Origin of the sequence: Halobaculum sp. P14, assembly GCF_051195155.1 — an archaeon.
In the GTDB taxonomy this organism is placed as follows: Archaea; Halobacteriota; Halobacteria; order Halobacteriales; family Haloferacaceae; genus JBNTKA01.
Map to the genome: position 1 here is coordinate 98,088 of NZ_JBNTKB010000001.1, position 20,360 is coordinate 118,447.

At 70.6% G+C, this 20,360-nt stretch carries 24 protein-coding genes and 1 pseudogene; 11 read left to right on the plus strand and 14 right to left on the minus strand.

Annotated features, from left to right (window positions below):
- Positions 1–84 precede the first annotated feature (84 nt).
- The 11 genes and pseudogenes from ACQUS7_RS00470 to ACQUS7_RS00520 all read left to right on the plus strand — a co-directional run bounded on the left by ACQUS7_RS00470 (position 85) and on the right by ACQUS7_RS00520 (position 7,378).
- Positions 85–795 (plus strand): cyclase family protein, encoded by a 711-nt coding sequence (locus tag ACQUS7_RS00470; protein WP_435143464.1) that lies wholly within the window; start codon positions 85–87, stop codon positions 793–795.
- Between the two features lie 225 nt (positions 796–1,020).
- Positions 1,021–1,383, plus strand: a complete 363-nt coding sequence (rpl7ae, locus tag ACQUS7_RS00475; RefSeq protein ID WP_435128917.1) for a 50S ribosomal protein L7Ae — start codon at positions 1,021–1,023, stop codon at positions 1,381–1,383.
- A gap of 6 nt (positions 1,384–1,389) precedes the next feature.
- Complete coding sequence (locus ACQUS7_RS00480) at positions 1,390–1,614, plus strand: 30S ribosomal protein S28e (protein ID WP_435128914.1); 225 nt, start codon at positions 1,390–1,392, stop codon at positions 1,612–1,614.
- Positions 1,615–1,776: pseudogene (locus tag ACQUS7_RS00485) on the plus strand (50S ribosomal protein L24e); the annotation flags it as partial.
- An 11-nt stretch (positions 1,777–1,787) separates the two neighbouring features.
- Positions 1,788–2,270, plus strand: a complete 483-nt coding sequence (gene ndk, locus ACQUS7_RS00490) for a nucleoside-diphosphate kinase (RefSeq protein WP_435143469.1) — start codon at positions 1,788–1,790, stop codon at positions 2,268–2,270.
- A 187-nt stretch (positions 2,271–2,457) separates the two neighbouring features.
- Positions 2,458–3,450: a 2-phospho-L-lactate transferase gene (gene cofD, locus ACQUS7_RS00495; RefSeq protein ID WP_435143472.1), complete on the plus strand. Its 993-nt coding sequence runs from the start codon at positions 2,458–2,460 to the stop codon at positions 3,448–3,450.
- On the plus strand, positions 3,447–4,259 hold the full coding sequence (locus ACQUS7_RS00500) for a tRNA-dihydrouridine synthase (protein ID WP_435143475.1): 813 nt from the start codon (positions 3,447–3,449) through the stop codon (positions 4,257–4,259). The genes cofD and ACQUS7_RS00500 overlap by 4 nt, the downstream gene beginning before the upstream one ends.
- Positions 4,256–5,140, plus strand: a complete 885-nt coding sequence (locus tag ACQUS7_RS00505) for a triphosphoribosyl-dephospho-CoA synthase (RefSeq protein ID WP_435143478.1) — start codon at positions 4,256–4,258, stop codon at positions 5,138–5,140. The genes ACQUS7_RS00500 and ACQUS7_RS00505 overlap by 4 nt, the downstream gene beginning before the upstream one ends.
- A gap of 2 nt (positions 5,141–5,142) precedes the next feature.
- The gene (locus ACQUS7_RS00510; protein WP_435143481.1) at positions 5,143–5,826 is read left to right on the plus strand and encodes a DUF447 domain-containing protein; all 684 of its coding nucleotides are present in this window, start codon (positions 5,143–5,145) and stop codon (positions 5,824–5,826) included.
- Positions 5,827–5,920: 94 nt separating this feature from the next.
- Positions 5,921–6,115, plus strand: coding sequence for a 30S ribosomal protein S17e (locus tag ACQUS7_RS00515; protein WP_435128897.1), 195 nt, complete (start codon positions 5,921–5,923; stop codon positions 6,113–6,115).
- Positions 6,116–6,271: 156 nt separating this feature from the next.
- Complete coding sequence (locus ACQUS7_RS00520) at positions 6,272–7,378, plus strand: DUF63 family protein (RefSeq protein WP_435143484.1); 1,107 nt, start codon at positions 6,272–6,274, stop codon at positions 7,376–7,378.
- 85 nt (positions 7,379–7,463) lie between these two features.
- On the opposite strand, the gene ACQUS7_RS00525 is transcribed toward ACQUS7_RS00520, so the two are convergent.
- The 14 genes from ACQUS7_RS00525 to ACQUS7_RS00590 all read right to left on the minus strand — a co-directional run bounded on the left by ACQUS7_RS00525 (position 7,464) and on the right by ACQUS7_RS00590 (position 20,287).
- On the minus strand, positions 7,464–7,796 hold the full coding sequence (locus tag ACQUS7_RS00525) for a DMT family transporter (RefSeq protein WP_435128891.1): 333 nt from the start codon (positions 7,794–7,796) through the stop codon (positions 7,464–7,466).
- Between the two features lie 143 nt (positions 7,797–7,939).
- Positions 7,940–9,784: an acetyl-CoA carboxylase biotin carboxylase subunit gene (locus tag ACQUS7_RS00530; RefSeq protein WP_435143487.1), complete on the minus strand. Its 1,845-nt coding sequence runs from the start codon at positions 9,782–9,784 to the stop codon at positions 7,940–7,942.
- A 105-nt stretch (positions 9,785–9,889) separates the two neighbouring features.
- Entirely contained in the window at positions 9,890–10,258 is a 369-nt protein-coding gene (locus ACQUS7_RS00535) for a hypothetical protein (RefSeq protein WP_435143490.1), read from the minus strand.
- Positions 10,258–11,802 (minus strand): acyl-CoA carboxylase subunit beta, encoded by a 1,545-nt coding sequence (locus tag ACQUS7_RS00540; RefSeq protein WP_435128882.1) that lies wholly within the window; start codon positions 11,800–11,802, stop codon positions 10,258–10,260. Before ACQUS7_RS00540 ends, ACQUS7_RS00535 begins: the two co-directional genes overlap by 1 nt.
- 142 nt (positions 11,803–11,944) lie before the next feature.
- Positions 11,945–12,823, minus strand: coding sequence for a carbohydrate kinase family protein (locus tag ACQUS7_RS00545; protein WP_435145204.1), 879 nt, complete (start codon positions 12,821–12,823; stop codon positions 11,945–11,947).
- The gene (locus ACQUS7_RS00550) at positions 12,820–13,782 is read right to left on the minus strand and encodes a ribose 1,5-bisphosphate isomerase (protein ID WP_435143492.1); all 963 of its coding nucleotides are present in this window, start codon (positions 13,780–13,782) and stop codon (positions 12,820–12,822) included. Before ACQUS7_RS00550 ends, ACQUS7_RS00545 begins: the two co-directional genes overlap by 4 nt.
- An 84-nt stretch (positions 13,783–13,866) precedes the next feature.
- The gene (locus ACQUS7_RS00555; RefSeq protein WP_435143496.1) at positions 13,867–14,949 is read right to left on the minus strand and encodes a methionine synthase; all 1,083 of its coding nucleotides are present in this window, start codon (positions 14,947–14,949) and stop codon (positions 13,867–13,869) included.
- On the minus strand, positions 14,946–15,962 hold the full coding sequence (locus ACQUS7_RS00560) for a 5-methyltetrahydropteroyltriglutamate--homocysteine methyltransferase (RefSeq protein WP_435143499.1): 1,017 nt from the start codon (positions 15,960–15,962) through the stop codon (positions 14,946–14,948). The genes ACQUS7_RS00555 and ACQUS7_RS00560 overlap by 4 nt, the downstream gene beginning before the upstream one ends.
- Positions 15,963–16,021: 59 nt before the next feature.
- Positions 16,022–16,687, minus strand: coding sequence for a HemK2/MTQ2 family protein methyltransferase (locus ACQUS7_RS00565; protein WP_435128870.1), 666 nt, complete (start codon positions 16,685–16,687; stop codon positions 16,022–16,024).
- Positions 16,677–17,810: a mechanosensitive ion channel family protein gene (locus tag ACQUS7_RS00570; RefSeq protein ID WP_435143502.1), complete on the minus strand. Its 1,134-nt coding sequence runs from the start codon at positions 17,808–17,810 to the stop codon at positions 16,677–16,679. Before ACQUS7_RS00570 ends, ACQUS7_RS00565 begins: the two co-directional genes overlap by 11 nt.
- 116 nt (positions 17,811–17,926) lie before the next feature.
- Positions 17,927–18,793: a 16S ribosomal RNA methyltransferase A gene (locus ACQUS7_RS00575; RefSeq protein ID WP_435128864.1), complete on the minus strand. Its 867-nt coding sequence runs from the start codon at positions 18,791–18,793 to the stop codon at positions 17,927–17,929.
- A 131-nt stretch (positions 18,794–18,924) separates the two neighbouring features.
- Positions 18,925–19,590, minus strand: coding sequence for a DUF655 domain-containing protein (locus ACQUS7_RS00580; RefSeq protein WP_435128861.1), 666 nt, complete (start codon positions 19,588–19,590; stop codon positions 18,925–18,927).
- Positions 19,591–19,636: 46 nt separating this feature from the next.
- A complete protein-coding gene (locus ACQUS7_RS00585) occupies positions 19,637–19,993 on the minus strand; it encodes an RNA polymerase Rpb4 family protein (RefSeq protein ID WP_435128859.1) in 357 nt (118 codons plus the stop codon).
- Positions 19,994–20,287, minus strand: a complete 294-nt coding sequence (locus ACQUS7_RS00590; protein ID WP_435128856.1) for a 50S ribosomal protein L21e — start codon at positions 20,285–20,287, stop codon at positions 19,994–19,996.
- Between the last annotated feature and the right edge of the window lie 73 nt (positions 20,288–20,360).

Below are 20,360 nucleotides of genomic sequence, written 5' to 3' on the forward strand. Positions count from 1 at the left end.
TGGGTCCGACGACCCGACGGGGGCAGCACGGCACGGCGCGCGGTCGGCGCCTGGATTTACGGGGGCGGCCGGAGAAGCGGCGACGTGACGATGGAGGACCTGACGCGGCGAATCCAGTCGGGGATGTCGACGTATCCGGGCGACCCGCCGGTCGGGGTGACGCCGCACGCGACGATGGAGTCGGACGGCTACCGGGTGTCGTCGCTCCGCCTCGGCACCCACACCGGGACGCACGTCGACGCGCCGGCGCACACCGAGCCCGACGGCGCCACGCTCGACGAGTTCGAGCCGGCGGCGTTCCGGTTCGACGCGGCGCTCGTCGACGTCACCGACGTTGGCGCGCGCGAGGCGATACAGCCGTCGGCGGTTCCCTCCGAAGACGACTGCGCGGACGCCGACCTGCTGGTGTTCCGGACCGGCTGGGGCCGCCACTGGAGGACGGACCGCTACCGCGACCACCCGTTTCTCGCACCCGCGGCCGCGGAGGCCTGCGCCGACCGCGGCCTCGCCGTCGGCGTAGACACGCTGAGCCCTGACCCGACAGCCGCCGGCGCGGCGTCGCCGACGGACGAATCCCTCGAAGCCGACGGAGCGTCGACGGGGGCCAGCGGCGCGTCCGCGGAGGCCGACGGCGTCCCGGCGCACCACGCGCTGCTCGGCGCGGGGCTGCTAATCGTCGAGAACCTCCGGCTGCCGTCCGCGCTCCCCGAGCGGTTCACGGTGCACGCGTACCCGCTCAGGGTGGACGCGGACGGCGCGCCGGTCCGTGCCGTCGCCGACGTCGCCGACGAGTGAGTCGTCGCGGCCCGCGGAGCCGGCGGCGGGGAGACGCTCGCCTGGGCGGAGGCTGCGTCGCCGTGACGTGCGTTCCGTTCACACGGCCGGGCAGTATTGAAAGCGTTTATACGGAGCCGCGGCCAACCGGTGTAGTACGACCTGTCCGGGGTCGTGACCCTCTCCGTCGGCAGGGATTTACAACGGCGGGGAAGTCGAGCCACCGGGCGGGACGGAGATACAACAATGTCAGTCTACGTCGACTACGATGTACCCGCGGACCTCGCGGAGCGAAGCCTCGAAGCGCTCGAGGTCGCCCGCGACACAGGCACCGTCAAGAAAGGCACCAACGAGACGACGAAGGCCGTCGAGCGCGGCAACGCCGAGCTCGTCTTCATCGCCGAGGACGTCGAGCCGGAGGAGATCGTGATGCACCTCCCCGAGCTCGCCGAGGAGAAGGGAATCGCCTACGTGTTCATCGAGACACAGGACGACGTCGGCCACGCCGCCGGCCTCGAAGTCGGCTCCGCCGCCGCCGCCATCACGGACGCCGGCGACGCGGAGGAGGACGTCGAGGACATCGCGGCGAAGGTCGAGGAACTCCGGTAATCGCCCATGTCGGCTGAAGAACAAGAGAGCGGCTCGACGCCCGCCGAGGTCATCGAGATCGTCGGCAAAACCGGGATGCACGGCGAGGCCATGCAGGTCAAGTGCCGCATCCAGGAGGGCGGCAATCAGGGTCGCATCATCACACGAAACGTCCTGGGTCCGGTGCGGGAGGGCGACATCCTCCAGCTCCGCGAGACGCAGCGCGACGCCGACTCCATCGGAGGACAGTAAATGCCCCAGCAACGAAACTGCGACTACTGCGGCGCCGACATCGAGCCCGGCACGGGCACGATGTTCGTCTCCACCGACGGCACAGTGACGCACTTCTGCTCCGCGAAGTGCGAGAAGAACGTCGACCTGGGCCGGGAAGCCCGCGACCTCGAGTGGACGGAGGCCGGCAGCGAATGAGCCACCACGACGAGCGCACCTTCGTGATGGTGAAGCCCGACGGCGTCCAGCGCGGCCTCATCGGCGAAGTCGTCGGCCGCCTCGAGGACAAGGGCCTGAAGCTGGTCGGCGCGAAGTTCATGCAGATCGACGAGGACCTCGCTCACGAGCACTACGGCGAGCACGAAGGCAAGCCGTTCTTCGAGGGGCTCGTCGAGTTCATCACGTCCGGCCCCGTCTTCGCGATGGTGTGGGAAGGCGCGGACGCGACCCGGCAGGTCCGCCGGCTGATGGGCGACACGGACGCGCAGGAAGCCGCGCCCGGCACCATCCGCGGCGACCTCGGCAACGACCTCGGCCACAACGTCATCCACGGCTCGGACCACGAGGACGAGGGCGCCAACGAGCGCGAAATCGGCCTCTTCTTCGACGAGGACGAACTCGTCGACTGGGAGCTCGACTCCGCCTCGTGGGTGTACGAGGACGCCGGCGACCACTAACCCCGGAACGCACCCGTTCCGACTTCTTCAGTTCTTCAGCCCGACAGCGACGCCGCCCGCCGCTACCCGGAGCCACCCGGTGCCGCCGAGACGTCCGGGGGCGGCCGCGGCCCGGGTCACGACGAACCGCCCGAATCCGTCTCCGGTATCAGTAGCTTACAAACCCGGCGCCGCCGACACCACACGCATGGTCACGTTCCTCGCCGGCGGCACCGGCACGCCGAAGCTGCTCGACGGTGCCGCAGCGGTCTTCGACCCCGCCGACACGGCCGTCGTCGCGAACACCGGCGACGACGTCGAACTCGGCGGGCACCTCGTCTGCCCGGACGTCGACACGGTGCTGTTCTCCGAGGGCGGCGTGTTGAACCGGGAGCGCTGGTGGGGCATCGACGGCGACACGACGGAGACGCACGACGAACTGCACCGGCTGGCGGACGCCGCCGGATTCGACGCCGGGCCGCGGTACCTGCCGGACGACGCACAGACGGCCGGCCGCGACATCGCGCGGTGGCGCCGGTTCTCCGGCGTCGCGGAGTTCATGGAGATCGGCGACCGCGACCGCGCGGTCCACGTCACCCGGACCGGGCTGCTCGACGAGGGCCGGACGCTGACCGAGGCGACGCGGACGCTGGCGGAGGCGTTCGGCGTCGACGTCGACCTCGTGCCGATGAGCGACGACCCGGTCGCGACGCTGATTCACACGCCCGACGGGACGCTGCACTTCCAGGAGTACTGGGTGGCCGAGCGCGCCGACCCGACCGTCGAAGACGTGGAGTTCCGGGGCGCCGACGACGCCGAGCCGTCCCCGGCGGCGCTCGACGCGCTCGACGACGAGGTGGTCGTCGGGCCGTCGAACCCGGTCACCAGCATCGGGCCGATGCTCGCCGTCCCGGGGTTCGAGGCGGCGCTTCGCGACACGACGGTGGTCGCGGTGTCGCCGTTCGTCGAGGACGACGTGTTCTCCGGGCCGGCCGCCGACCTGATGGCCGGCGTCGGCGAGGAGCCGAGCACCGCCGGCGTCGCCGACGTCTACCCGTTCGCGGACGCGTTCGTCCTCGACGACGACGACGGCACGGACCTCGACCGGCCGGTCGTCCGCACCGACACCCGGATGGACGACGCCGCGGACGCCGAACGGGTCGCCGAAGCCTGCGCGGAGGCGCTGGAGGTGGCCGGGTGACCGACCGACGCCCGTCCGACAGGGTCGGCTCCGAGGAACGAGCCGAGTTCGACGGCTTCGAGCCGCGGGTCGCCGCCGCCAGCCTCTCCGGCCGGTCGGACGCCGACTGGGCGCTCGCGGCGGAGCAGTTCGTCGGCGCCGCGTTCCTCGGCGGCGTCGCGCTCGACGCCGGCAGCCGCGAGGCGGCGCGGGAGATGGTCGCGGACCGCGACCGGACCGAGTTCCTCCCGGACGACCCGCTCGACTGGGTCGCCGGCCAACTGGACGCGCTCGCGGACGCCGACCTGCACGCCGCCGTGAACGTCAGAAGCGCGACCGTCGACCCGGTTCGGGCGGCGGGCGCGGTGTGCGCCGCTCGCGGCGCGACGCTGGAGGTGAACGCCCACTGCCGGCAGGCGGAGCTCGTCGCCGCCGGCTGCGGGGAGGCGCTGCTCGCGGACACCGACAGGCTTGCCGAGTACGTCGCCGCGGCGGCAGCGACCGGCGCGACCGTGAGCGTGAAGGTGCGCGCGGAGGTCGACGGCGTGGACCTGCGGGAGACGGCGCGCCGCGTCGCCGACGCGGGCGCAGCCGTGATTCACGTCGACGCGATGGACTCGGAGGGCGTCGTCGCCGACGTGGTCGACGCCGCGCCGTCGCTGTTCGTCGTCGCGAACAACGGCGTCCGCGACGCGCGGACCGTCCGGGAGTACCTCGCGTACGGCGCGGACGCGGTGAGCGTCGGCCGGCCGAGCGACACGCCGCGCGTGCTGCGCAGCGTCCGCCGCGCGGTCGACGACTGGGCCGCCGAGGAGGGACGGGCGCGATGACCGGGGACGACTCGTCGCAGTCGCCATCGCCGTCGCCGTTCGAGCCGCGGCCGCGCGGCGCGGCGGCGAACGCCGAGTTGGCGCTGCTGCTCGAAGTCGCCGGGACGCCGAAGCCGGGGAACGTCGACCGGCACCGCGACGCCGCCGACCTGCGGTTCGACCACTTCCTCGCGGGCGCGGTCGGCGCGCGCCCCGGTCTCGAACGCGCCGCGGCGGGTGACGCGCTCGGCGAGGCGTTCGAGACCGCCGTCGCGGGGATGAGCGACCAGTCCGGCGGGAACACGCAGTTCGGCTGCCTGCTGCTGTTGACGCCGCTCGCCGCGGCCGCCGGCGACGACGCGCTCTCCCCCGACGGCGTCCGCGAGGTGTGTCGGTCGACGACCGTCGACGACGCCGCCGGCTTCTACCGGGCGTTCGAGTACGTCGACGTCGCGGTCCCCGACCCGCCGGCGGACATGGACGCCCTGGACGTCAGGCGCGGCGCGGACGCGGTGCCGACGGTTCGCGAGCGCGGCCTGACGCTGTTCGACGTGCTGGAGCGCTCCGCCCCGGGCGACGCGAACGCCGCGGAGTGGGCGTCGTCGTTCCCGCGGACGTTCCGCGCCGCGGAGTCGATACTCGACGACGACGGCCCGCCGACCGACCGCGCCGCGCGGGCGTTCCTCGACCTGCTCGCGGAGCGCGAAGACACGCTCGTCCGAACCCAGCACGGCCCCGACGTCGCCCGCGAGGTGCGCGACCGCGCCGCCGACGTCGACTCGCTGGAGGAGGCCGAGGCGTGGGCCGACGAACTCGCCGAGCGCGACGTGAACCCCGGGACGACAGCGGACCTGACAGCCGCGGCGCTGTTCGTCGCGCTCGAACGCGGACTGGAGGTGTGACCGTGCGCGACGACCGGAACCCCGGCGACGGAGGCGACGTCGGAACCGACCGGAACCCCGGCGGCGACGCGCCCGACTGGCCGGTTTCGCTCCGCGGCGTCACGGAGTCCGTCGTCGCGACGCGCGGCCCGAACGGTCGGTGGAACCTCGCCGCGCTCGGCCTACACGCGCCCGAACACGACGGCCGCGACGCCGACGCGCCCGTCCGGGCGCGGACGTGGGGGCGGACGCGGACGCGGCGGAACTTCGCGGAGCGCGGCGGCGGCGTCGTCCAGTTCGTCGCGGACCCGCGGGACTTCGTCGACGCCGCGGTCACGGTGCGCGAAGAGCCCGAGCCGGTGGTCGACTCCGCGGACGCGTGGGTCCGCGTCGACGCAGAGCGCGTCGACGCCGGCGAACGCGGCGGCACCGAGTGGGTCGACTGGCACCTCCGGCCCGGCGAGGCGTCGGTGGAGCGGACCGCCGTCAGGACCGTCAATCGCGGCTTCGGCGCGGTCGTCGAAGCCACGGTCGCGGCGTCGCGGCTATCCGTGCCGGCGTACGACACCGAGGCGCTGCTCGACCGCCTCGTCTACTTCGCCGACGTCGTCGAGCGCTGCGGCGGCGCCCCCGAACGGGAGGCGTTCGCGACGCTGACGGCGGAAACCGGGTGGCGCGACCGGCTCGACGGCGACGACTCGGAGTGACTCGTCGCGGCTCCGTCCGTTCGGCCGGCTGGCCGGCGGTGGCCGTCCGGTTCGGAACGAACGCTTTTAGTTCGTCTTCGTTGAACACCACACCATGGCAATCAAACCGAAGTACGTCAAGCAGCTCGCCACCGCCCTGCTGGAGAAGTACCCCCAGTCGTTCAACGCCGACTTCGAGACGAACAAAGAGAGCGTCGAGACCCTGACGAACGTCGAGTCGAAGGGCGTCCGCAACCGCATCGCCGGCTACATCACCCGGAAGAAGGCCGGTCAGGCCGCCTCGGCGTAACGCCGCGTTTTCTGCCTCGACGTCGACGCGCCGAGCGATAGCTGCGGCCGACTCGATTGACTCGACTCGTCGGAGGCTGACGGTGGACTGTCGGTCGGTGGGGCGGCGGCGTCCACAACCGACACCTTAACCGAGCAGCGGAACGCCTCACCCGGTATGTCGACTTCCTCGCTCGCCGACCGGGTCGCCGCGTCGCCGGCGAAAGCGTACGTGCTCGGCGTCGGCGCGGCGCTGCTCGCGCTCGTCGCCGGGTCGCTGCTGTTCCCGGAGACCGTCTACGACGGCTTCGTCTGGCACTACTTCTGGGGGCCGGTGCAGGCGGACGCGCACTCGGCGACCTGCGCGATTCGGCAGGCGGGCGACACCGTCTACCTGTACTCGCAGTCGGACTGCGCGGCCGCGGCCGAGCCGGTCGCGTACCCCGGCTACACGCTGGTCTCCGAGGTCGGCTACGTCGTCACGCTCGTCGTGGCGCTGTCGGGGGTCGTGCTGCTGCTCCGCCGGCTCGACCTGGCTCGCACCGTCGACTTCTACTACGCGCTGGTCCCGTACTTCGTGTTCGGCGGCGCGCTCCGCGTGCTGGAGGACGCCGACAACCGGATGGCGGACGTCGCGCTGTTCCCGTACCCGTGGAACACGCTGCTCATCAGCCCCATCATCTACTTCACCGTGTTCGCGCTGACGCTCGTCGCCGTGGTCGCGGCGGTGTGGGTCGCTCGCCGCGGCGTCGTCGAGGAGTACCGGCGGCCGCTGTTCTGGTTCGGCGTCCTGCTGAACGTCGGCTCCATCGCCTACCTGGCCTCGCTCGCGCTCGCCCCCGACAACCCCGTGACGTTCTACCCGCAGGTCATCACGGTAATGCTCGTCGGCACCGCCGCCGCGACCGCCGCGACCTGGTACCTCACGAAGGCGTTCGTCCCGTGGGTTCACGAGGCGACCGGGAAGGCCGGCATCGTCGTCATCGCAGCGCACGCGCTCGACGGCGTCGCCAACGTCGTCGGCCTCGAGTACATGGACGTGCTCGGCGCCGGCCAGGACCTCATCCCGAAGCATCCGGTGAACGCCTTCATCGTCGACGTCACCGGAGCGGTCTGGCCGTTCCTCCTCGTGAAACTGGTCGCCGCCGTCGCCGTCCTCGCCATCTTCGAGCAGGAACTGTTCGACGAGTCGCCGCGGTACGCCGTCCTGCTGCTCGTCGCCGTCACCGCCGTCGGGATGGGCCCCGGGACGCGCGACATGCTCCGCGCCACGTTCGGCGTCTGAGACGCACCGGCCGAAACCCCGGACGCCGCTGCGACGCTCTCAGTTCTACCGCCATAGTTCGGCCGAGCCGGTCGTTCTTTCCCCGTCAGTGCGCGGACATCTCGGAGACGACGTTGACGCAGTAGACGCCGGCGACGATGAGGAGAATCCCGACGACGCCCGCCGGGTCGACCTGTTCGTCGAAGAGGACGACGCCGACGGTCGCGACGCCGACGATGCCGAGCGCGGCCCACGTCCCGTAGACGACGCCGAGCGGCAGTTCTTCGAGCGTGAGCGACACCAGGTAGAACGCGGCGCCGTAGCCGACGACGACGCCGAGGCTCGGGAGCGGCTCCGAGAAGCCCTCCGACAGTTTCAGCGACGTCGTTCCGACGAGTTCGGACAGAATCGCCGCGCCGAGCAGCACGTACGGATTCATACGCGGCCCTCCTCGCGACCGAACGTCAATTTGCTGATTTTTCCGGGCAATTCACGTTGTCCTCACGGGTCGATTCCGCCGGACGGCCGAACCGCAGAACGAGAGACAGGGAGACTCGGGCTCGGAGCCGCGGAGCCTTTCGGCTACTCGAGGACGACGAGGACGTCGCCCATGTCGACGGAGTCGCCTTCGCCGACGAGGACCTGCGTGACGGTGCCGCCGCGGTCGGCGACGACGTCGTTCTCCATCTTCATCGCTTCGAGCACGCAGACGACGTCGCCGGCGGCGACTTCGTCGCCCTCCTCGACGTCCACCGAGAGGATGGTTCCCTGCATCTCGGCCTCGACGGTTTCGCCGTCGCCCTCGACGACGACCTCCTGCTCGTCTGACTCCTCGGCGACGTCCGGACGCTCCATACCGCCGCTGCTGCCGCCGCCGGCCGCCTCGGGCGTCGGGATGTCGGGCGCGCCGCGCTCTTCGAGGCTAACCTCGAACCGCTTGCCGTTCACCTCGACGGTGAAGTCGCGCTCCGTCGTCTCCGCGGCTTCCTCGCCGGATTCGGCGTCGCCGGTGCCCCAGCGCTCCTGGGCGTCGGCGACGCGGCCGGCGTCCAACTCCTCGTCGAGGTACTTCGTGGTGTGGAGGCCGTCGACGAACCGGTCGTCGGTGAGCATCAGACGGTGGAACGGGACGATGGTGACGACGCCCTCGACGTCGTACTCGGCGAGCGCGCGCTTCGAGCGGGCGATACACTCCTCGCGGTCCGCGCCCCAGACGACCAGTTTCGCGATCATCGAGTCGTAGTCCGTCACCAGGTCGTCGCCCTGCCGGAGCGCGTCGTCGAGCCGGACGCCGATGCCGCCCGGCGGGTCGTACGTCTCCAGCGAGCCGCCGGTGGCCGGCGCGAACTCGTCGGCGGCGTTCTCGGCGTTGATGCGGAACTCCATCGCGTGGCCGTCCAGTTCGACGTCGTCCTGCGAGAAGTCGAGTTCCTCGCCGGCGGCGACGCGGAGCTGCTCTTTCACGATGTCGATGCCGGTGAGCTCCTCCGTGACGGTGTGTTCGACCTGGATTCGGGTGTTGACTTCGAGGAAGTAGAAGTTCGCGTCGCCGCCGAGCGGCTCGTCCGGGTCGCGCTCGGGGTTCTCCTCGACGAGGAACTCGACGGTGCCGGCGTTGTAGTAGTCGGACTCGCTGACGCCGCGCCGGGCCGCCTCGCCGATTCGCTCGCGGAGCTCCTCCGAGAGCGCAGGCGACGGCCCCTCCTCGATGACCTTCTGGTGGCGGCGCTGCAGCGAGCAGTCGCGTTCGCCGAGGTGGCGGACGTTGCCGTGGCGGTCGGCGATGATCTGGACTTCGACGTGCCGCGGCGTCTCGAGGTACCGTTCGAGGTAGACGGAGTCGTTCGAGAAGTACGCCTCGCCTTCGCGCTTCGCGGATTCGAGCTGTTCTGCGGCTTCCTCCGCGGACTCGACGACCTTCATGCCGCGGCCGCCGCCGCCGCCCTCCGCTTTGATGGCGACCGGGTAGCCGTGCTCGTCGCCGAACGCCTGCACCTCCTCGGCGGTGTCGACCGGGTCGGTGGTCCCGGGGACGATGGGGACGTCGGCCTCCTGCATCACCGTCCGCGCCTTCGTCTTCTCGCCGAGCGTCTCCATCGCGTCGGCGCTCGGCCCGACCCACGTGACGCCGTCGGTGGCCTCGACGGCCGCCGCGAACTCCGCGTTCTCCGCGAGGAAGCCGTAGCCCGGATGGATGGCGTCGGCGCCCGCCTTCTCTGCGGCCTCGATGACGGCCTCCTGGTCGAGATACGAGTCGGCGGCCCGCGCCGGCCCGACGTTGTACGCCTCGTCGGCGTACCGGACGTGCCCGGAGTGCTTGTCCGCCTCCGAGTAGACGGCGACGGTGTCGATGCCGAGTTCCGCGCAGGCCCGCATGACGCGGACCGCGATTTCGCCGCGGTTCGCGACGAGCACCTTCTCGAACATTCTTACCGACGGTTCGGGGAAGTGCCTACTCAAACCGTCGGTTCGGGTTCGTCTACTCGGAACGAAGAAACGGTTGACAGAACGGGTGCGTCGTCGCCCCGCGGCTCAGAACCGGTCGGTTCGGCCGGCGGCCGTCCAGTCGTCGGTCGGCGCGCCGTCCGGGACGCGGCCGGCGCAGCCGCCGACCGCGTCGACTCGCCCGGCGAACCGCCAGCGGTCGCCGTCCCACGTCTCCACCGCGTCGCCGGCTGCGGCCGCTGCAGCGGCGGCGGCTTCGTGGTCCCGGAGGTGCGCGCCGACCGCCGCCGCGATGGCTGCCGCCTCCGCGTCGTCGGCGTCCGCCGGGATGTCGAGCGCTGCGGCGAGGCCGTCCGCGGTGCCGTCTGGTACGGCGTCGCCTGCTGCCGTGTCGCCGGCGGCGCCGTCAACGTCGCCGTCGGCGGACGCGTCGCCGTCCGAGTCGTGCGGTGCCATCAGATCGGGATGTTGCCGTGTTTCTTGTCGGGGTTCGACTCGCGCTTCGACTTCAGCATCTCCAGGTCGGCGACGAGCCGCGGCCGGGTCTCCGTCGGCTCGATGACGGCGTCGAGGAACCCCTTGTCGGCGGCCGTGTAGGGGTTCGCGAACTCCTCGCGGTACTCCTCGATGAGTTCGTCGCGGCGCGCCTCGGGGTCGTCCGCCTCCTGCAACTGGTCGCTGTAGAGGATGTTGACGGCGCCCTGCGGCCCCATCACGGCGATTTCAGCGGTCGGCCACGCGTAGTTCACGTCGCCGCCGATGTGTTTCGACGCCATGACGTCGTAGGCGCCGCCGTACGCCTTCCGCGTGATGACGGTGAGAAGCGGCACCGTCGCCTCCGAGTAGGCGTACAGCAGTTTCGCGCCGTGCCGGATGATGCCGTCGTGCTCCTGGTCGGTGCCGGGCATGAACCCGGGGACGTCGACGAACGACACGATGGGGACGTTGAACGCGTCGCAAAAGCGGACGAACCGCGCGGCCTTCTCGCTCGCCTCGATGTCGAGCGTCCCGGCGTTGACGCGCGGCTGGTTCGCGACGACGCCGACGCTGTGGCCGTCGAGCCGCGCGAACCCGGTGACGATGTTCTTCGCGAAGCCGGCGTGCGTCTCGAAGAACGACCCTTCGTCGACGACGCTGTCGACGACGTTCGTCGCGTCGTACGGCTTCCGTGGCTCGTCGGGCACGATGGTTTCGAGCTCCTCGTCGCGGCGCTCCGGGTCGTCCCACGGGTCGACGCGCGGCGGGTCCTCGACGTTGTTCTGCGGCAGGTACGACAGCAGCCGCCGCATGTCGTCGAGCGCGTCCTCTTCGGACTCCTCGGCGAAGTGGGCGACGCCGGAGGTGGATGCGTGCGTCGTCGCGCCGCCGAGCTCCTCGAAGCTCACCTCCTCGCCCGTCACGGTCTTGATGACCTCCGGGCCGGTGATGAACATGTGGCTGGTGTCTTTCACCATGAACGTGAAGTCCGTGATGGCGGGCGAGTAGACGGCGCCGCCGGCGCAGGGGCCCATGATGGCTGACAGCTGCGGGATGACGCCGGAGGCGGCCGTGTTACGCTCGAAGATTTCGCCGAAGCCGGCGAGCGACTTCACGCCCTCCTGGATGCGGGCGCCCGCGGAGTCGTTGAGGCCGACGACCGGCGCGCCGACGTCCATCGCCTTGTCCATGACCTTGCAGACCTTCTCGGCGAACACCTCGCCGAGCGACCCGCCGAACACGGTGAAGTCGTGTGCGAACACGAACGTCTTCCGGCCGTTCACCTCGCCGTAGCCGGTGACGACGCCGTCGCCGTACAGCTGCTGTTCTTCCATCCCGAACGAGTGGGTGTCGTGCGTCCGGAACTGGTCGAACTCGTGGAACGTGCCGTCGTCGAGGAAGTAGTCGATGCGCTCGCGCGCCGTCATCTTACCCTTCTCGTGCTGGCGTTCGATGCGGTCTTCGCCGCCGCCTTTCTCCGCCTCTGCACGCTTTTCGCGCAGCTCGTCGATCCGGTCGTCCATCGTCACCGCCGACCACCTCGCGCGGACACGACTGCGTTCATTCGTTGCCGGAAACGTCCGGTCAGCCACTCCAAAAGGGTTCCGTAATCCGAAATCCGTTCGCGCCGCCGCACGACGCGGACCGGCGCCCCGCCGACCCGGCTCAGGCGGCGTCGTGGTCGGCGATGAACGCGTCGATGCGCTCCCACGTCAACTCCGCGCGCGCGCCGACTTCACAGGAGGCGATGGCGCCGCAGGCGTTCGCGACGGCGATGGCGCGCTCGTGGTCGGCGCCGTCGGCGCGCGCCGCGAGGAAGCCGGAGGCGAACGCGTCGCCGGCGCCGGTCGTGTCCAGCGGCTCCACGTCGAAGCCGGGGTGGCTGTACGTGCGGCCGTCGACGCGGACCTCGGCGCCGTCGGAGCCGCGCGTGATGACGAGCGTCGCGCCCTCGCGCAGCACGTCGAGGCCGTCCTCGTTCACGAGCACGGTGGCTTCGCGCTGGTTCACGAACACGGTGTCGGCGAGCGCCAGCGTCTCCGCGAAGTCCCGGTCGGCGAGCGTCCGGCCCGGCGAGAAGCTCACCGGGACGTCGGCGTCGCGGCCGCGGCTCGCGAGCCGGGCGGCGACGGCGGGCGGCTGGTTCGTCAGGTGGAGCAGGTCGAAGTCGGCGACGTCGACGGCGAGGTCGGCCGCGTCGTACGCCTCGTTGGCGCCGCGGTTCGACAGCACCATCACTTCGCCGTCGCCGTCGACGACGAGGTACTTCACGGCGGTGTCGCCGTCTGCCTCGACGAGGTGCGTCTCGACGCCGGCGCGCGCCAACTCCCGGCCGGCGAGCATCCCGGACTCGTCGTCGCCGACGGAGCCGAACAGCGAGGCGTCGTGGTTCAGCGCCGCGAGGTTGACCGCGACGTTGGCCGCGGAGCCGCCGCCGGCCTGGTGCTGCTGCTCGATGGTGACTTCGCCGTCGGGCGCCGGGAGCCGGTCGACGCGGAGGGTCACGTCCCAGTTGACGTGCCCGGCACACAGCGCCCGCATCACTCCTCCCACGGCTTCGCCGCCGACTCCCCGAACAGTTCGCGCATCAGCGTCACGATGCTCTCGGGCGGGAACTGTCCGGACTCCGTGACGATGGCGTCGACGTACCGCGGCGGCGTCACGTCGAACGCCGGGTTCTCGACGTCGATGTCGCCGATGTCGGCGCGCTCCTCGTCGCTCACCAGTTCGGACTCGTCGCGCATCTCGATTTCGACGGTGTGGCCGGTGAGCGTGTCCGGGTGGAACTTGATGGTCTGGGCGGCGACCATGATGGGCGTGCCGCGTTCGCGGGCGTTCACGGCGAGCCCGGACGTCCCGATCTTGTTGACGACGCCGCCGTCGGCGGCGATGGAGTCCGCGCCGACGAGGACGTGGTCGACCTCGTCGAGGTAGCGGCGCGCCGCCGAGTCGACGACGAGCGTCACCGGGACGCCCATCTCGCGGAGCTGCCGCGCCGTGATGTGGCCCTGGTTCCGCGGCCGCGTCTCCTTCACGATCGCCGAGACGTCCTTCCCCTGCTCGACGGCGGCTTCGACGCACGCCAGCGCGTCCGTCGAGTGGCAGTGCGTCATCACCGTGTCGCCGTCGCGGAGGCGGTTCGCGCCGACGCTCCCGAGCTCGTCCTGCGCGGTGTCGAGCCGCGTCCGGAAGGCGTCTGCGGCCTCGACGACGGAGGACTGCAGCGCCGGCACCGTGCTGCCGTCCATCCGGCCGAGCACGTACCGGAGCGCGTTCGGCAGCGACACGGCCGTCGGCCGCGTGTCGTACAGCCGCCGCCCCGCCGCGCGCATCGTCTCCCTGAACGCCGCGGTCGACTCGGCGTCCGTCTCGCGGGCCTGTTCGGCGAGCGCCTCCGCCGCCGCCGCGGCGATGGTCGCCGCGCCGCGCGTCTCCATCGTCGCGATGGCCTCGGCGGTCTCCTCCAGCGCGTCACACAGCGCCGGGTCGTCCGTGTCGGTCATGGCCTCCGAGTTGGCGGCGCCCGGCCTTGAGTGGTTTGGGTGGCGAGGCGAAGAAACCGAGCGCGAGGACGGCCGGCCGAGTCGTCAGTCGTCCGCGGGCGCGGCGTCCTCCGCGGCCGGCACGTCGATTTCGCCGTCGTCGAGTTCGGCCTCGACTTCGCGGGCGGCCTGCACGAGGTTCTCCATCTTCCCGTAGGCGGCCTCGCGGGGGAGCAGCTTCAGCCCGCAGTCGGGCGAGACGGTGAGCTTGTCCGGGCCGACCACCTTCAGCCCCTGTTCGATGTTTCGCTTGATTTCGGCGACGGACTCCACGTCGGCGACGTGGGCGTCGACGACGCCGAGCGCGAGGTCCGGCGCGAACTCGCCGTCCGCGAACACCTCGATCTGCTCGTAGCCGCCGTTGCACAGTTCGACGTCGAACTCGTCGATGGGGTAGTCGTTGATTTCCGGGTAGATGCGGGAGTAGTCGCCGTAACAGACGTGCAGGCCGATGCGGACGTCCTCCGGGATGTCGGCGACGATGCGGTCGAGACACTCGCCGACGATGGCGTGGTCGTCGGGCGTCGTCGCGAGCGCCGGCTCGTCGATCTGGATGTAGCGCGCGCCGGCGTCGACCAGTTTCTCTATCTCCTCGTTCACGAGGTCGGCGAGTGCGTACGCCAGGTCCGCGTCGGTGTCGTACGCCTCGTTGAACGCCCAGCGGGCGAGCGTGTACGGCCCCGTGATGGGGACTTTGACCGGCCGGTCGGCGACGCCGGCGGTGAACTCGAACTCGTCGACCAGCCACGGCTCGTCGTAGGCGACGTCGTCGACGACGGACGGCTTGTCGAAGTAGTTGTGCCCCCACACCTTCACGGGGCCGTTGAACTCGTAGCCGTCGATGCGCTCGGCGAAGAACTCCACCATCTCCTCGCGGCGCATCTCGCCGTCGACGACGGTGTCCAGCCCGGCGCGTTCGTGTTCGTGCGTGATGACGCGGCAGGCGTCGTCGTGCGCCTCGGCGAGGTCGTCGGCGTCGAACTTTGAGTCGTCGTCCTCGGCGAGGTCGTTCGCGCGGTTCAGCCACTTCGGCTTCGGGTACGACCCGACGACGGTGGTCAAGAGGAAGTGGTCGGCGTCGTGGCCGTCCGGCCGGAACTGCTCGCGGTTCTCGGGGTTCCGGCTCACGCTTCCACCTCCGTCGTCGCGGCCAGGTGAGCGCCCTCGGCGAGCGCGTCGAGCTTCGCGAGGTGCTTGTTCACCGGCAGGTAGAACGACTCCGTGTTGTACGTCGCGTACGTCGTCTCGAACTCCTGGGCCGGAATCTGTCCGTGCGTCCACGCGACGCGCTCGGCGACCGTCTCGGCGGCTTCGACCTTCGTGTTCTGGCCGTCGACGACGCCGAGCGAGATGTCGGCTTTCGTGCCGTACTCGTTGATGCATTCGAGGTTCGCCTCGCGGTCGGCGCCGACCAGGTCGAAGCCGATGGCGTCGACGTCGGCGTCCATCAGGTGGGCGTACGGCTTCTCCTCGAACGCCTCCCAGTACGTCTGCACGACGACGTCCGCGTCGGTCGCGGCGGCGACCTCGTCGACCGCCTCGCTGGCCGGCTCCTGCAGGTCGTCGTCGGGGGCGTCGGTGACGAAGCTCGGTTCGAGCAGGAACAGCGTCTCGTGGGACGGGAACGCGTCGATTTCGCCGGCGAGGAACTCCGCGACGGCGGCGAGGAACTCGCGGTCGTCGCCGTAGTGCTCGTCCGAGGCGAGTGCCGCGAGCGTGTACGGCCCCGGGAGGACGGCCTGCAGCGGCGCGTCGTCGCCGAGCAGTTCGGCGGCGGCCGACAGTTCGTCAGCGACGTCGCCGGAGAACGTCAGGTCGTCGACGACGCGGGGGTCGCGGTAGAAGTTGTTGTTGTCGTAGTACCGGACGATGCCGCCGGTCTCGACGCTGTCGTGGACGGTCAGCGGGTGCGCGAGCATGTCGTCCCAGCGCGCCTGCCCTTCGACGATTCGGTCGAGGTCGGCGTCGCGCTGATCGGAGACGACTTCGCTGCGGACGCGGTCGTAGGCGTCGGCGACGTCGCCGGATTCGTCGCCGGAGACGAGGTCGGCTTTCTGGTGGCCCTTCAGGTCCGATAACTCCGATTTCGCCCAGTCGGGCAGCGGGAACAGCCCGAGCGTGGTCGCGACTGCGTCAGTCATCGAACTGTTGTTCGAAATGCCGAGGCATAATACTTGCTAAACCAATGAATTACCTTCAGTTATTCTCTCGGCGTGAGCGCGAGCACCGACAGCGACTCGAACGGGTACGACTCCTCGACGACCGTCTCCGCGTCGAAGCCCGCGTCGACGGCGTACTCGACGACGGCGCCGAAGCCGGTGAGCGACGACACGAGCAGCAGCACGACGCCGCCCGGCCGGAGCACGCGGGCGACGTCGTCGAGGAACGGTTCGATGAGTTCACGGCCCGACTCGCCGCCCGACAGCGCCGCCTCCTGCCAGTCGTCCCACTCGGCGTCCGGGTCGGTCGGCAGGTACGGCGGATTGAACAGTACCGTGTCGACGCTGTCCGCTGCGAACGGCGCGAGCAGGTCGGCACGGACCGCCTCGACGCCCCGGTCGCGCGCCTGCTCGCACGCGTGCGGGTTCACGTCGCTTCCGACGACGCGCTCCACGTCGGCCCGGTCGCGCACCTGCGCCGCCACCCAGCCCGACCCGGTGCCGACTTCGAGCGCGACGCCGCGCGCCCGCTCCGCGCCCGCCTCCGCGAGCAGCCCCGAGTCCTCCGCCGGCGCGTACACCGGGTCGCCGAGACCCCGACGCGCCGCCAGCGCGTCCCGCGACGCGGTCGACTCGGCGTCGCCGTCGCTGCCGTGGTCGCGGTGGGCGCCGTCGCTGCCGTCGCTTCCGCCGCCGTCACTCCGCATCGGATTCCTCCGCGGGGTCGACGCCGCCGTCAGTATCCCGCGCCGACGCGTCGACCGCGTCGGCGACGCGGAGGCCGCCGGTCTGGGCGCGGCCGGACAGTTCCCGCTGCGGGAACGGGATTTTGACGCCGGCCTCGTCGAACCGCTCTTTCACCGCGGCGATGACTTTCGTCCGGGCTTTCCACATCTTCCGGGCGCTCGGGTTGCTGATGTAGAATCGGAGTCGGAGCACGACCGCGGAGTCGCCGAACTCCGCCAGCACGACGTGCGGGTCGGGCTTGTCGAGCAGCAGGTCGTGGCCCGTCATCGCCTCCTCCGCCAGTTCCATCGCGGTTTCGAGGTCGGTCGTGTAGTCGACGCCGACGTCGACGTTCACGCGGAGCCGCCCCTGCCGGCTCCGATTGATTATCTCCTCGCTCGTTACGATGTCGTTCGGTATCATCGCGTACTCGTCGTCGAACGTCCGCAGCTGCGTGTTGACGATGGTGATGTCGGTGACGATGCCCTCCTGGTCGCCGATTTCGACCCAGTCGCCGAGCTCGAACGGCCGGGAGAATAGGACGACGAACCCGGCGAGCACGGCGCCGAGCGTCTGCCGGGCGGCGAGTCCGAGCACGATGCCGGCGAACCCGGCGCCGACGAGGAGGCCGCCGATGTTGACGCCCCACATCCCGAGGACGACCAGCAGCGCGAACACGTAGACGCTGACCTGCACGACGTGGTGGGCGATCTCCTGCTGGTGTTCGGAGATGCCGCCGCGCTCCGTGCCGACCCGGTGGATTACGCGCCTGGTGAGCCGCGTCACCGAGTAGGCGCCGGCGAGAATCGTGACGGTGAAGACGGCGCGGACGACGTCTCTCCCGCCGAACTCGAACGATTCGAGCAGCGCGTTCACCTCGCCGCCGCCGCGCCACACGACGACGAAGAACACGCCGACCAGCCCCGTGAGAATCGCCGTGACGGCCGCCTGCGTCGCCTCGACCGCGGTGTCGTTGAATCTGCGCTTCATCGCCGGGCCGAGCCGGCGGACCACGTCGCTGACGCCGACCAGCAGCGCGACGACGAGCAGCGTCCCGAGGAACTGCGACTCCAGCGTCGGGAACAGCCGGTGGATAGCGTCCACGACTCCGGGCGGCAGAATCGGGCCGAACGGGGCGCCGCCCGCCGCGGCCGACGTCGCGGTTCCGGCTCCGGAAGACGCTGCGGTCGCCGTCTCCGTCGCCGAGCCGCCCGACTGCATTATTGGCCCTCACCCACGTCGCTGACGTCGGCGGCGACCGCCGCCAACTCGGCGAACCGCGCCGGCGACAGCTCCCCAGGCCGCTTCCGGAGCGTCTCCTCGTCCAGCGCGTCCACCACGGCGTCCGGCGACTTCAGCCCGGAGATGTGCGCCGTGTTCCGGACGGCGTTCCGGACGTTCTTGCGGCGCTGGGTGAACAGCGCCTTCACGAACCGCAGGAAGAACGCCTCGTCGTCCACCTCGTAGTCCGGGTCGCGCGGCGTACACCGGACGACGGCGCTCTCGACGCGCGGCTTCGGGTCGAACGCCTCCGGCGGCACGGTCTCGACCAGTTCGACGTCCGCGTAGTGCTGTGCGGAGACGGAGAGCCGGCCGTACTCGGACGTCCCCGGCTCAGCCACCATCCGCTCTGCGAACTCCTTCTGGAACATCAAGACGAGCGGTCGGTCGAGCGGCAGCAGCCGGAACGCGACCTCGGAGGAGACGCCGTACGGAAGATTGGACACGCACGCCGTGAACGCCGGGAGGTCGACGTCGAGCGCGTCGCCCTCGACGATTTCGAGGCGGCCGTCGGCGACCGCGTCGGCGAACTCCTCGCGGAGGAACGAGACGAGCCGCGTGTCGCGTTCGACGACCGTGACCCGGTCGGCGACGGCGAGCAGCCGGTCGGTGAGCGCGCCGGTGCCGCCGCCGATTTCGAGGACGTGCGACCGGTCCGCGTCCGCCGGGAGGTAGCCGGGGACGCGGTCGAGCACGCGGTCGTCGACGAGGAAGTGCTGGTCCTGGTCGGGGTCGCCGCCGACGCCGGCCCGCTTCCGGAGCCGGTCCGGGTCGCGGAACGACCGCGCGGACTCGGAGTCAGTCATTGGGACGTGATTCGCGGCCGCGCGCCGTAAATCCGTCTATGACTGTGCCGCGGCGTCGACGCCAGCCCGGCACGCGTCGACGGCGGCGAAGGCGATGCAGCCGGCGAAAGTGGTGCGGTCGTCGCGGCGACTCACTCCCCGGACGAACTGTCGCCGCCGACGAACGCTCGGTACTTCAGGTCGTCCTCGCGGATCTCCTCGACGATTCGCTCCACCAGCAGCTCCTTCGGCCGGTGCAGCCCGGAGACGCGGTCTTCGAGGTCCTCGAACGACTCGAACGGGCCGCGCTTCCGCTCGTCGAGGATGTTGTTGCGGAGCTTCTTCCCGATGCCGGGGAGCAGATTCAGCCGGTGGAGCCGGAGCGTGATGGGCTGTGCGTCGTTGTAGAAGTCGACGAACCGCTGCTCGTCGCCGTCGACGATGGCTTCGACCGCGTACTCGACCTCCTGGGTCGCCGCCCGCGTCAGGTCGTCGTATTCGACCTCGCGGAACCGTTCGACGGCGTCGCGGGCGTCCGCCGGCGCGATGGCGACGCGGTCCGCGAAGCCGACGTCCGCGTCCGGTTCGAGGGTGAGTTCGTACAGCCGGAAGTCGCGTTCGCCGAGCGCGTACGCCACCGGCGACTTCTTGTTCCGCGGCCGGTTGTCGTCCGGCTTTCCGGTCGGCAGGTGGTCGAGCACGACCGCGTACCGCGGCTCGTCGCGTCCCTCCGCCTCACCGTCGCTGGCGGTCTCACCGGGCGGTTCTTCCCCGGTCGCTGCGTCGCCGGCGGTGTCAGACGTGTCAGAGTCAGTCATACCGCGAGAGTGAACGGGGACGGACTTAAAAGGTGGTCGCCGTCGGTCAGGCGTACTTCGCGACGACGTTCAGGATCTCGTCCAGTTCCTCGCCGTCGAGCGCGTACCGCTCCTGGGCGTAGACGGCGCGAAGCTCGGTCCGGTCGCGCGGAAGCAGGTCGGCGATCTTGTACGCCTGCGCCTCGTCGACCTTCTCGAGCTCCTGGAGTTCGTCGACGAGGCTCCGGGCGTCCTCCGCCGAGAGGAACGCGAACTGGTTGACGTGTTCGATGGCGCGCGCCAGTTCGTAGCGGAGCTCGCGGTCCTCGTCGGCCGCGCGCTCCGCCTCGACGTCCTCGAGGAGTTCTTTCGTCTCGGAGACGGTGAGGTACTCCTCGTCGAGCTTCTCCTTGAAGATCGTCATCTATTCCGTTTGCTCGCGGAGGTGCGCCGGCTTCGCGATGATGGTCTTCGTCTTCCCGCCGTCGGTGATTTCGACCTTGTAGGCGGCGCCCTGCTCGCCGACGACGGTGCCGGTGTGGCCGTTGAACCGCGGGTGGAACCGACCGTCGTTCACGGACGGGTCGAGCGTGAGGTGGACCTTCTGTCCCTCCTCGAACTCGGCGATGGCGCGCTGAGGCGGCGACGTACCGCGTTCTCGGGGCTTGTTCGACAGCTTTCCGCGCGTGCCTTTGAGGGGGCCGTTCGAGCTCGGCATAATCGTACGGGTGTGTTCAGCGGACGCAGGTATAAATGGTGCGTTCTTCCGTGCCGGCGTGCCACCGTGACAC